Source organism: Neptuniibacter sp. SY11_33 (genome assembly GCF_047778025.1).
Classification (GTDB): Bacteria; Pseudomonadota; Gammaproteobacteria; order Pseudomonadales; family Balneatricaceae; genus Neptuniibacter.
In genome coordinates this window covers 22182-33957 of the sequence record NZ_CP180543.1, presented here as the reverse complement: position 1 = coordinate 33957, position 11776 = coordinate 22182, and the positions used below count along the sequence as shown (strand labels likewise).

Genomic DNA, 11776 nt, shown 5'->3' with positions numbered 1-11776 from the left:
GAGAGCCCCATGCAAGTCTGCTTTGATATAATTTCGAAGACGACTGTTGTATTAAAATCAAACAGTTATTGCTGCACGGATATCAGAGATAACTGTTTTAGAGTCAGGATCCAACCCACGCCAGATCCTGAACGATTCCGCAGCCTGCTCCACTAACATACCTAGGCCATCAATGGACTTATCCGCCCCTTGTTCAGTCGCCCAAACACAAAACGCAGTTGGCTCTGCGGCATACATCATGTCATAGCACCAAGCACCTTGTGCCAGCACATTTTTCGGAAGAGGGGGGATCTCACCTTGCAAACTGGCAGCGGTACCGTTAATGATCAAATCAAAACTTTGACCAGCAAGATCGTCATAACCACCACCGGTTACGCGACCCAGATCCGCAACCAACCCAGCTAGCTCCTCTGCTTTAGAGGCGGTACGGTTTGCAATAACTAGCAGTTCAGGCTTTTGCTCCAATACTGGCTGTAGAACGCCTCGGACAGCACCACCAGCCCCGAGGATAAGCACCTTTTTACCTTCGATCGTGCCACCATTGTTGCGCACGATATCGCGCACCATGCCAACACCGTCGGTGTTATCGCCACACAAGCGGCCTTGATCATCGCGGTACAAGGTATTTACCGCACCCGCCAGTTCAGCACGCGGACTTCTAACCTCAGCTAATGCCCAAGCTTCCTGCTTAAAAGGAATAGTAATATTCAGGCCACGACCATCAGCCGATAAGAAGTCAGATACGTAACCTGAAAAGTTATCTTCAGGCACGCAGATCGCTTCATAGGTCAGATCCTGCTCTGTACTCGATGCGAATGCCGCGTGGATTTGTGGCGATTTAGAGTGCTTAATCGGATTGCCGAATACCGCGTAACGATCAGTCATAATTCGCCCTTACACTTCAAGCCAGTTACGAGGCTTCAAATAACGCTCGTACAGCACCGCTTCTTCAGTGCCCTCATCAGGCTTCCAGTCGTAACCCCAACGTACTTCTGGCGGTAGAGACATTAAGATAGATTCAGTACGTCCACCGGATTGCAGACCGAACAGGGTGCCGCGGTCAAATACAAGGTTGAACTCGACATAACGGCCACGGCGGTGCAATTGGAAGTCACGCTGACGCTCACCGTATTCACGATCTTTGTTTTTCTCGATAATTGGCACATAAGCCTTAGCGTAAGCATTACCAATCGACTGCATCAGCCCGAAGCTCTTCTCGAAACCAAGCTCATTAAGATCATCGAAGAATAGACCGCCGACACCGCGAGGCTCATCACGATGCTTCAAGTAGAAGTATTCATCACACCACTCCTTGAAACGTGGATAGATGTCGTCCCCAAATGGATCACAAGCTTCTTTAGCTGACTGGTGCCAGAATTTACAATCTTCGTCGTTACCGTAATAAGGTGTCAGGTCAAAACCACCACCAAACCACCAGACGGGTTCTTCGCCTTCTTTTTCCGCAATAAAGAAACGAACGTTGGCATGGGAAGTTGGGATATAAGGGTTGTGTGGGTGGATAACCAATGACACACCCATCGCCTGAAAACTACGACCCGCTAATTCAGGTCGATGCGCCGTTGCAGAGCCTGGCAACTTATCGCCAAAAACATGAGAAAAATTAACACCGCCTTTTTCGATAATTGCGCCCTTATCTAGGACGCGAGTACGACCTCCGCCGCCTTCTTCTCGCTGCCACTCATCCTGATAAAATTTTCCTTCGCCATCAGCTTGCTCTAAGGCATCACAAATAGCATCTTGTAGTCCCAAAAGGTACTCTTTGACAGCGTCAATATTAGGTGCGGACATAGTACTCACTCACATATTTATTTAAGCGCGAATTAATTGATCAGATTTTAGATCTCGAATTTGAGTAGGTTGATCTAAACCACCTAACTCACCCGGTAAAGCATAAGCAAGCTTTTCACCGAAGTAAGTCTTCACTCTCAATATATCTCTTGCAGGATCATGTGCTGCAGGATTCGCTGAAGTTGAAACAAGGAAAGATCCGTAAACTTCAGTCAATCTTTTAACCTGTAAGTGATTACTTACTCTTACAGCTACAGCGCTATGATTACCTTTAATCCAAGCAGGAATTTTGTTCTTTTTATCTGGTAAAATCCAGGTATATGGACCCGGCCAGTTAGCAGTTACTTTGACATACTCATCATCAGTCAGATCTTCGAGTAAGAAATCAATCTGAGAGAGATTTCCAGCGATTAAAACCAGACCTTTATGCATTGGTCGACGCTTAATTTCTAGAAGATCTAAGACGGCCCGTTCATCAAACGGGTCACAACCTAATCCCCAAACCGCTTCTGTAGGATAAGCGATCACACCACCTTGGCGAATCGCTCGTACAGACTGCTGAATATGCCACCAATCAGGTTTTAAATTACTACTCACCATTTACTCCTCAATGCCATATAACTAATCAACAATGCATCACTATTTTTACTAGAGGTATCAATCAATAGTGACGAGAGGTAGATAGAAAGAGCCCCATACAGATAACTAAGCGGGGTAATTCCCTTTCATCTTGAAGGCATTTAACTTTGAGGGCTGAACACTAAATGTTCGACGCGGTCTTTGCAACTTTACCGAATTGTCTTTTAGCATCGGATATAACCTTGCCCATCCTGGCTTATGACGCCTAAAAGCTCCAATTCCACCAACATAGGGCCTAATTCCGCTATATCCATTCCTGTTAGATAGCTCAATTGGTCAATTGAGCTATATTCGTACCCAAGGTGCTTTAACAATTGCTGCGTTTCTGGGGAAAGGTTAGATAGATTCTCTTCAACCTCTTCTTCAATATTTGCAGCATGCTGTTCTGCTAGATAACCCAGTATAGGGGCAAGCTGCGAGGTAATATCTTCTGCAGACTCGACCAAACAAGCACCTTCACGGATTAGCTGGTGACAGCCCTTACTCAAGGGGTTATTGATCGCTCCTGGAATCGCAAAAACCTCACGCCCGTGTTCCATCGCCATCCTTGCAGTGATTAACGAACCACTTTTGGGTGCGGCTTCCACTACTAAAATGCCAGCGCTCATACCACTAATAATACGATTACGACGCGGAAAGTGTGGTGCCAGCGGCGGTGCACCCGGAAACAATTCACTCAACCATACCCCTTGTTGTTCTAAAATCTGCTGGGCCAACATACGATTTCGTGCGGGGTAGGTCCGATCTAAGCCAGTACCAAATACCGCAACTGTAGGGCATTGCACATTAACACTGGCCTGATGAGCGGCAGCATCAATACCGAGAGCTAAGCCTGAGTTCACGATTAAGCCGTTTTGAGCCAAATAGTCAGCAAATTGGTAGGCATGCTTTAAACCGCCGTGAGAAGCACTACGACTGCCGACAACCCCAACTTGAGGAAGGTTCAGAGCAGCTAAATTACCGCGAGCAAATAATATGGGAGGAGGATCATAAATTTCGCGTAACAACGCAGGATAGTCGGCATCAGTAATAGCTAAGATATGGCAATCCTCAGCTGAAGCTTGCCAAGCCAGTGCCGAATCCAACTTATGTTGCACCGAAGAGGTACGCCCTTGTTGGAAGTCACTTAAAGCAGTAATTGTTTTTGTCTTGAGGTTTAGCCGATGCCAATCAGCTTCAGAGGAGCGGAGGAGTTTTTCAGGGGTCCATCCCTGATCCCAAAGCTTTTTAACTGAAGCGGGCCCTAAATCTGGTAGGGCGGCAACGGCGATCCAGTCCCTTAGATCAGCCGTCATCTTTTATCCTTTATGGTTCTCGGATTACATCTCCAATAGAAACAACATCTGTGCTACGCATGATCAAGCCATAGCTAACTTTCTCGAATACTTTAAAGACCATCAACTCACCAGAGCGTTCCTGAGGCAATGTCACCATCTCTTTCGTTATAGGGTCCTTAATCAGTTCACCACGACGGTAAGTTGCAAATACATGCCCAGCCTCAATCCCTTCACGCATGCCTCGATTGATTGCTACAACGTTGAACTGACCAGCATCACGAACTCCTTGCAACACCGACAAGATTTTTCCATCTACACCTGATGGCGCTGGCGCTGGGTGGAAAACAGACTGAATACGTACTTCTTCCGTTGGTACCACGCGATCCAAGATGCGTACTTCTTTATGGGATTTGATAATATCCAGCGTTAGCACGTCTTCTTTACGTGCAGATACATCGGCGTCCGCAATCTTCAATGTCTCATAACCCAGAAATTCTTCTGTATCCGGATCAACATATTCATTAGCAGGGCGGTAAATACCCTGTCGACGCTGTTCAGCGACAAGCTGACCACGGGCGTACATTCGGTCACCTGCACCGGCAAGAATACGTTCCCTTTGGCCGCCTAGAATATAAGGCGCATCTTTCAAAATATCTTCTGAAAGCACACGGTTATCATTTAGGAAGCTAATGATATCTCGTAGTGGAATTGCAGGAATAGGCTTAACCAGCGGCGATACACGTGCACGCGGATAGATACCGCTATCACGTCTGACGCCTAAACGCGGCTTACCATTCACCCACGTTAGATAGATTACGTCACCAGGATAGATTAGATGAGGGTTATCAACCTGTGGGTTAACCCCCCAGACTTCAGGCCATTTCCAAGGGCTTTGCAAAAAGCGACCCGAGATGTGCCACAACGTATCCCCTTTCACTACCACATATTCTTGTGGATGGTCATTACGAAGTAGCAGAGAGTCCTTCCGGGTTTCAGCATTAACCGTAGTCAGTGAAACCAACACCAGAGCGAACAAACCGCATAACAATTTTTTCATGTCCAGTTCCCTTATTACTCTCCTTCTTATCAAGATGAATAAGAAGATAAAGTAACGACAATGCATTGAGCGTTCTAATCAGTATAATAGGCAGATTAATATTTTTCGCTATTGATCTCGATATTATCTTTCGGCTAACAGCCTGAATAATCGAGTTAAAACTTAAGATGCCTGTAAATCATACTTTTAACTTAGCATGTCTTACAGAAGTAATCACAGCAATAGCACCCGATAACTTGTTGATACAGACGTAAATCATGGCAAAACTAACCATTCTTGAATACCCAGATCCGCGCTTACGTACCATTGCTGAGCCCGTTGAGACAGTCGATGACGAAGTACGTACTCAAATCGATGACATGTTCGAAACAATGTACGCGGCTCCAGGTATTGGTTTGGCGGCGACACAGGTGAATATCCATAAACGTATCGTAACCATGGATATCTCTGATGATCAAAACGAGCCACTGGTTATGATCAACCCTGAATTTGAAGTAATCGATGAAGAATTACACAAATATCAGGAAGGCTGCCTATCTGTTCCAGGCTTCTATGAAAATGTGAAACGTCCTCAAAAAGTTAAGCTAAAAGCGCTCGACTACAATGGCGAACCATATGAAATGGAAGCTGAAGGTCTACTAGCGGTATGTATTCAGCACGAACTAGATCATCTGAATGGCAAACTGTTTGTGGATTACATCTCTATGCTCAAGCGTAACCGCATCAAATCAAAGCTAGAAAAACTGCATAAATTGCAGGAAAAACACGCCTGATCATCACTGAAAAGCAACATACAGGCTTGCTGGTTTAACTAGCAGGCCTGTTTTTATTTTGGAGCCCAGACCATGCCAGCGTCGCCACTGAAAATAGTTTTTGCAGGCACACCTGATTTTGCCGCATCCAGCTTACAAGCTCTGCTTAACTCTGAGCATGAAGTGGTCGCGGTTTATACCCAGCCTGATAAAAAAGGAAAACGCAAAAATCAGATGGCTCCGCGCCCAGTGAAAGATCTTGCGATTGAACATAACATCCCTGTTTTTCAGCCAACCACGCTAAAAACCGAAGAGGAAAAGTTAGTACTTACAAATCTCAAGGCCGATATAATGGTTGTAGTTGCTTACGGTATGCTACTTCCAAAAGCGATTTTAGATACACCTCGTCTGGGTTGCATCAATGTGCACGGTTCCTTACTTCCACGCTGGCGCGGTGCAGCTCCTGTCGAACGTTCAATGCTAGCTGGAGATGCTGAAACAGGCGTCACCATCATGCAGATGGATGAAGGTTTAGACACTGGCGATATGCTGTATAAAGTCACTACGCCAATCGAGAACTACGACACTGCAGCAAGCGTATTCGAACGCTTAGCCGCTATCGGCTCTGAAGCGCTTGTTAAGACACTAAAACAATTCCAGCAAGAATTAGTTTCAGCTGAACCACAAGATGACAACTTAGCTACCTACGCGAAGAAACTGCAAAAGACCGAAGGGGTTATCGACTGGAGTGCTTCCGCTACAGATATCGATCTTAAAATTCGTACCTTAAGCCCGCGCGTTGCTGTGACATTCAAGCTTGAAGAAGAGGTAGTTAAGTTACTGGAGTGCGAATTAGTTGAGCAAAACGGCAACCCCGGTGAGATTCTACCTTCTGACAAAAAGAGCATTGTTGTCGCATGCGGAGAAGGCGCTATTAAAATCAAACAGCTACAGCTGCCAGGTAAAAAACCAATGGACAGCGCCGCTGTTCTAAACTCTAAACGAGAGCAGTTTAGTGCGGGCGTAGTTTTAGGTTAGACGTTTTAGGACAATTACCATGACCACCAATGTTCGAGCTCTTGCAGCACAAATCCTTACCCCTTTACTTAAAAATAAGGGCTCTCTGAATACGCAATTTGCGGCAATTGAACGTCGTTGCCCAGAGAAGGACCGTGGACTTCTGCGAGAGCTTTGCTACGGCACTATGCGTTACCATCCGCAGTTAAACGCCATCATTAAGCTGCTGCAAAACCGACCATTTAAGTTTCGGGATATCGATATCAAAGCCATCGTTTTGATCGGTTTATATCAACTAAAACACACTCGCATTCCAGCTCATGCCGCGATTAGTGAAAGCGTCGAGGCTTGCAAAGAGCTTGATAAAGCTTGGGCTGGGAAAGTTGTGAATGCTCTTTTACGCCGCTTTCAACGCGAACAAGAAGAACTCGAAGACTACCTAAAGGATGACGATTCATACCAGTTCAATCACCCTGAATGGATGATCGCCAAACTGAAGAATAACTGGCCTGATCACTGGCAAGCGATACTCACAGTCAACAACGAGCAAGCACCACTGACGCTACGCGTGAATCAACGTTCAACCACCCGCGAAGATTACTTACAGCAATTGACACCGATTATTGCATCAGAAGCGACTCAATTCAGTGATCAGGGCATAAAGCTAGCGGAATCAGTCAATATCGAAACCCTTCCGGGTTACAGCGTCGGCGCATTTAGCGTGCAGGATGAAGCCGCACAGCTATCTGCGGAGCTTCTAGACCTACAACCTAAACAACGCGTGCTGGATGCCTGCGCTGCGCCCGGTGGCAAGCTGTGCCATATCCTTGAGCACGAGCCGAAACTTGCTCAAGTCGACGCTGTAGAGCTAGAACAAAAGCGAATTAGGCGCGTTGAAGAAAACCTAGAACGCCTGCGTTTAAAAGCCAACTTAAAAGTAGCAGATGCCGCCACACAAACCTGGTGGGACGGAACAGAATACGATCGCATTCTATTAGATGCCCCTTGTTCTGCTACGGGTGTTATTCGCCGCAATCCAGATATAAAATACCTGCGCCAAGGCGAAGATATTCACGAAACAGCCAAACTTCAGCGCGCTATTTTGGATAATTGCTGGTCCATGCTGAAACCCGGCGGTAAGTTGCTTTATGCAACTTGTTCCATCTTCCCACAGGAAAATGGGCGATTGATTAAGCAGTTTGTAACCCAAACTGCGAATGCCAAACATCTGCCAATTGAGGCAGAGTGGGGTATTGAACAAGAGTATGGTCGACAGCTGTTTCCACAGTCTAAAGGCCATGATGGTTTCTATTATGCACTGCTGGAAAAAACGGAGTAAGCTCAAGTAGCTATGTGTATTTCTGTCATTTCTGCAGCAGTTAAAGGCTGATCATGAAGATCATTATTCTAGGTGCCGGACAAGTGGGCGGTACTTTGGCTGAAAACCTAGCCAGTGAAGACAACGACATCACTATCGTTGATACAGACACCGGCCGTCTCAGAGAACTACAAGATCGTCTCGACATCCGTACGATCGAAGGTAAAGCATCCTACCCATCTGTACTCGATAGTGCCGGCGCCCAAGATGCCGATATGCTGATCGCCGTAACGAACTCTGATGAAGTCAACATGATCGCCTGTCAGGTAGGCCAAACCCTATTCAACACGCCAACTAAAATCGCCCGTGTGCGTGAGCATGACTATCTGAACAAAAACCAGAAGATCTTTGGCGAAAAAGGCATCCCTATCGATGTCCGTATCAGCCCGGAACTACTGGTAACGAAACACATCAAACGCTTAATCCAGCACCCAGGCGCTTTGCAGGTACTGGATTTTGCCGACGCTAAAGCCCAGCTTGTAGCCGTAAAAGCATATTATGGCGGCCCGCTGGTGGGTCGCGAGATCTCATACCTTCGCGCCCACATGCCATCGGTAGATACCCGTGTAGCGGCGATCTTCCGCAGCGGAAGCCCCATTATCCCGGAAGGTAACACGGTTATAGAAGCGGACGACGAAGTGTTCTTTATCGCTGCACGTAAAGATATTCGCGCTGTAATGAGCGAACTACGTCGTCTAGATCGCCCTTATAAACGTATCATTATCGCCGGGGGCGGTAATATCGGTGCGCGTTTAGCGGAATCTATCGAAGACGAGTTCCAAGTTAAAATCATCGAGCGAAATATTCGTCGTTGTAACCAACTGGCGCGCTCGCTTGATAACACAATCGTACTGCAAGGCAGTGCTTCTGACCGTGATCTACTGATCGAAGAGAATATCGAAGATACCGACGTATTCTGCGCCCTGACCAACGATGACGAAGCGAACATCATGGCGTCTATGCTGGCGAAGCGCCTTGGCGCACGTACGGTAATGACCCTGATTAACAACCCAGCCTATGTCGATCTTGTACAAGGTGGTGCGATCGATATTGCGATATCCCCACAGCAAACCACCATCGGTGCGCTACTGACCCATGTCCGTCGAGGTGATGTAGTAGCAGTACACTCGCTGCGTCGAGGCGCGGCAGAAGCACTGGAAGCGGTGGCTCATGGTGATAAATCATCATCCAAAGTGGTCGGTAAAACCATTGAAGAGATCAATCTTCCTCCGGGTACAACCATCGGTGCCATCGTACGTAACGACGAAGTATTGATCGCGCACGATGATGTTGTTGTTGAAAGTGGCGACCACGTGATCTTGTTCTTGGTTGATAAACGCCGAATCAACGAAGTGGAACGTCTGTTCCAAGTTGGCCTTACATTCTTCTAAGCGGAAGCAGCGCAGATGCATTACAAAGTTATCTTACGCATATTAGGCATACTGCTGATGATCTTCAGTATCTCTATGCTGCCGCCGTTAGGTATCTCCTATCTATATGACGATGGGGCAGAGCTAGCCTTTATCGCTGGATTTTTGATTACCCTGCTCACCGGCTTTTTCATCTGGATTCCGGTCTATCGGGTACGACAAGATTTACGCACCCGTGATGGCTTCTTAATTACCGTCCTGTTTTGGTCTGTGCTGGGGCTGTTCGGGGCTTTCCCGTTTATGCTCACGGACAATCCGCACCTAACCTTTATCGATGCGCTATTTGAGTCCCTATCCGGCCTAACCACCACTGGGGCAACGGTAATTACCGGCATCGATGACCTGCCAAAATCAATTCTGTTTTATCGCCAACAACTGCAATGGCTTGGCGGTATGGGTATCATCGTATTGGCCGTAGCAATCCTGCCTATGCTAGGTATCGGTGGTATGCAGTTGTATCGCGCTGAGACACCAGGGCCGGTTAAGGATTCCAAACTAACGCCACGAATTACAGAGACAGCAAAAGCGCTGTGGTATATCTACCTGTCCCTAACCATCGCCTGCGCAGCGGGTTACTGGTTAGCCGGAATGGATCTATTCAACGCCATTGGACACAGTTTCTCCACCGTCGCTATCGGTGGCTTTTCGACCCATGATGCCAGTATTGGTTACTACGATTCTGTCGCCATTGAGATGATCTGTATCTTCTTTATGACCATCTCTGCGGTGAATTTCGGCCTGCACTTCTTTGCATGGAGACAACGCAGTCTGTCGCACTATTTACTCGATCCAGAATTTAAATTCTACCTAGTTACGCTGCTGGCCATTACCGTAATCGCGATAATTGCCTTGGTTGTTACTGAAACCTACGCGCCAGGTGAATCGATGCGTAAAGCGCTGTTTATGGTGGTATCGATCGCAACCACGACCGGCTTTGCCACAGCAGACTTTGCGCACTGGCCTGTCATGTTACCGTTTCTACTATTCGTAGCGGCCTTCGCTGGCGGCTGTGCAGGTTCTACCGGCGGTGGTATGAAGGTAATCCGCGTGCTTCTGATCCTTAAGCAGGGCTACCGTGAGATCCAACGCTTAGTGCATCCCAACGCGATTATTCCGGTAAAACTAGGTAAAAAACCTATCTCCGATAAAGTACTAGAAGCCGTATGGGGCTTCTTCTCCGTCTACATGATCGTCTTTGTTGTCATGTTGATTGTGTTATTGGCAACGGGGTTAGATCAAGTTACAGCGTGGTCTGCAGTAGGAGCCACACTAAACAACTTAGGGCCAGGCCTAGGCGATGTATCTGCCCACTACGGCAACCTTAATGATCCAGCAAAATGGGTGCTTTGCTTTGCCATGCTACTCGGTCGTCTAGAGGTATTTACCTTGCTCGTACTGTTCACACCTATTTTCTGGAAACGATAAAGCAGACATCAGATCTGCGACGAACCTAATTTCGAGAGTCTAATCATGCGATATACAATTTACCTTTCCGGTGAGATTCACACCGACTGGCGCAACAAAATCAAAAAAGCCATCAACCAGAACGGCCTACCGATCGATGTGCTTACGCCCAACACCGATCACGATTCCAGTGACGGCTGTGCTACTGAGATCCTAGGCCCAGAAGAGAAGAACTTCTGGACCGATCACAAATCTGCAAAGATGAACGCAATGCGTCACATGACTGCGATCAAACGTGCTGATATCGTGATTGTTCGTTTCGGTGATAAATACCGTCAGTGGAATGCTGCATTTGATGCCGGTTTTGCCATCGCCAATGGTAAGTCCTTGATCGTTGAACACGCTCCAGAACTGACGCATCCACTAAAAGAAATCGACGCTTGCGCACATGCTGTAGCCGAGAATACAGAGCAGGTAATCGAAACACTTAAATACCTTTGTTTGGATTATTGATCACAAAGTCTTCAGCATAGAATTTCTGTTAACTAGAGCCAAGGAGGGCGCTATGCAGAAACAACCCGCCATCTACATTCTTTCCAGCAAACCTCAAGGCACCCTTTACATAGGTGTTACCAGCAATCTTTCTCAACGAATATGGCAACATAAGAACGACTTCATCGAAGGTTTTACTAAACGCTATCAAGCTCATCAGCTCGTTTATTTTGAACTGCACGAAACCATGCAAAACGCGATTACTCGAGAAAAGCAGATGAAAGCTTGGAAAAGGCAATGGAAGATAAACTTAATAGAAACACAGAATCCTAACTGGGCAGACCTTTACAGCACGATCTTAGATTAGCTGGATTCCAGCCTTCGCTGGAAAGACGGGGATACCAATGAACTTACTTCAACTCTCGTCTTCCCAGCGAAGGCTGGGATCCAAAGCCCTTCAACTCAGACATTTATCAAAAAAAAACAAATAAACCGCTGATCTCTACGTAAGCAGCCTCCGA

12 protein-coding genes are annotated in these 11776 nt (G+C 46.8%); 7 read left to right on the top strand and 5 right to left on the bottom strand.

The window, feature by feature from the left end:
- Window positions 1-57: 57 nt before the first annotated feature.
- From aroE to ACMXYV_RS00140, 5 genes are all read right to left on the bottom strand, one after another.
- The gene (aroE, locus tag ACMXYV_RS00160) at window positions 58-885 is read right to left on the bottom strand and encodes a shikimate dehydrogenase (RefSeq protein WP_415889767.1); all 828 of its coding nucleotides are present in this window, start codon (window positions 883-885) and stop codon (window positions 58-60) included.
- Between the two features lie 9 nt (window positions 886-894).
- The gene (gene hemF / locus ACMXYV_RS00155; RefSeq protein ID WP_415889766.1) at window positions 895-1809 is read right to left on the bottom strand and encodes an oxygen-dependent coproporphyrinogen oxidase; all 915 of its coding nucleotides are present in this window, start codon (window positions 1807-1809) and stop codon (window positions 895-897) included.
- 21 nt (window positions 1810-1830) lie between these two features.
- Complete coding sequence (locus ACMXYV_RS00150; RefSeq protein ID WP_415889765.1) at window positions 1831-2406, bottom strand: L-threonylcarbamoyladenylate synthase; 576 nt, start codon at window positions 2404-2406, stop codon at window positions 1831-1833.
- 206 nt (window positions 2407-2612) lie between these two features.
- Entirely contained in the window at window positions 2613-3743 is a 1131-nt protein-coding gene (dprA, locus tag ACMXYV_RS00145) for a DNA-processing protein DprA (RefSeq protein ID WP_415889764.1), read from the bottom strand.
- 10 nt (window positions 3744-3753) lie between these two features.
- Window positions 3754-4782: a LysM peptidoglycan-binding domain-containing protein gene (locus ACMXYV_RS00140; protein WP_415889763.1), complete on the bottom strand. Its 1029-nt coding sequence runs from the start codon at window positions 4780-4782 to the stop codon at window positions 3754-3756.
- Window positions 4783-5039: 257 nt separating this feature from the next.
- Between ACMXYV_RS00140 and def the strand changes: the two genes are divergently transcribed.
- The 7 genes from def (at window position 5040) to ACMXYV_RS00105 (ending at window position 11622) form a co-directional block, all read left to right on the top strand.
- Window positions 5040-5555 (top strand): peptide deformylase, encoded by a 516-nt coding sequence (gene def, locus ACMXYV_RS00135; protein WP_415889762.1) that lies wholly within the window; start codon window positions 5040-5042, stop codon window positions 5553-5555.
- Between the two features lie 72 nt (window positions 5556-5627).
- On the top strand, window positions 5628-6572 hold the full coding sequence (gene fmt, locus ACMXYV_RS00130; protein ID WP_415889761.1) for a methionyl-tRNA formyltransferase: 945 nt from the start codon (window positions 5628-5630) through the stop codon (window positions 6570-6572).
- 19 nt (window positions 6573-6591) lie between these two features.
- Window positions 6592-7890, top strand: coding sequence for a 16S rRNA (cytosine(967)-C(5))-methyltransferase RsmB (gene rsmB / locus ACMXYV_RS00125; protein WP_415889760.1), 1299 nt, complete (start codon window positions 6592-6594; stop codon window positions 7888-7890).
- 53 nt (window positions 7891-7943) lie between these two features.
- Entirely contained in the window at window positions 7944-9320 is a 1377-nt protein-coding gene (gene trkA, locus ACMXYV_RS00120) for a Trk system potassium transporter TrkA (RefSeq protein ID WP_415882980.1), read from the top strand.
- 15 nt (window positions 9321-9335) lie between these two features.
- Window positions 9336-10784 (top strand): TrkH family potassium uptake protein, encoded by a 1449-nt coding sequence (locus ACMXYV_RS00115; RefSeq protein ID WP_415889759.1) that lies wholly within the window; start codon window positions 9336-9338, stop codon window positions 10782-10784.
- A 45-nt stretch (window positions 10785-10829) separates the two neighbouring features.
- On the top strand, window positions 10830-11276 hold the full coding sequence (locus ACMXYV_RS00110) for a YtoQ family protein (RefSeq protein WP_415889758.1): 447 nt from the start codon (window positions 10830-10832) through the stop codon (window positions 11274-11276).
- 52 nt (window positions 11277-11328) lie between these two features.
- Window positions 11329-11622, top strand: a complete 294-nt coding sequence (locus ACMXYV_RS00105) for a GIY-YIG nuclease family protein (protein ID WP_415889757.1) — start codon at window positions 11329-11331, stop codon at window positions 11620-11622.
- Window positions 11623-11776 lie beyond the last annotated feature (154 nt).

Coding starts and splice junctions, on each gene's coding strand:
- ACMXYV_RS00110 (WP_415889758.1), top strand. CDS start 10,830: ATGCGATATACAATTTACCTTTCCGGTGAGATTCACACCGACTGGCGC.
- fmt (WP_415889761.1), top strand. CDS start 5,628: ATGCCAGCGTCGCCACTGAAAATAGTTTTTGCAGGCACACCTGATTTT.
- trkA (WP_415882980.1), top strand. CDS start 7,944: ATGAAGATCATTATTCTAGGTGCCGGACAAGTGGGCGGTACTTTGGCT.
- aroE (WP_415889767.1), bottom strand. CDS start 885: ATGACTGATCGTTACGCGGTATTCGGCAATCCGATTAAGCACTCTAAA.
- ACMXYV_RS00140 (WP_415889763.1), bottom strand. CDS start 4,782: ATGAAAAAATTGTTATGCGGTTTGTTCGCTCTGGTGTTGGTTTCACTG.
- rsmB (WP_415889760.1), top strand. CDS start 6,592: ATGACCACCAATGTTCGAGCTCTTGCAGCACAAATCCTTACCCCTTTA.
- ACMXYV_RS00105 (WP_415889757.1), top strand. CDS start 11,329: ATGCAGAAACAACCCGCCATCTACATTCTTTCCAGCAAACCTCAAGGC.
- dprA (WP_415889764.1), bottom strand. CDS start 3,743: ATGACGGCTGATCTAAGGGACTGGATCGCCGTTGCCGCCCTACCAGAT.
- def (WP_415889762.1), top strand. CDS start 5,040: ATGGCAAAACTAACCATTCTTGAATACCCAGATCCGCGCTTACGTACC.
- ACMXYV_RS00115 (WP_415889759.1), top strand. CDS start 9,336: ATGCATTACAAAGTTATCTTACGCATATTAGGCATACTGCTGATGATC.
- hemF (WP_415889766.1), bottom strand. CDS start 1,809: ATGTCCGCACCTAATATTGACGCTGTCAAAGAGTACCTTTTGGGACTA.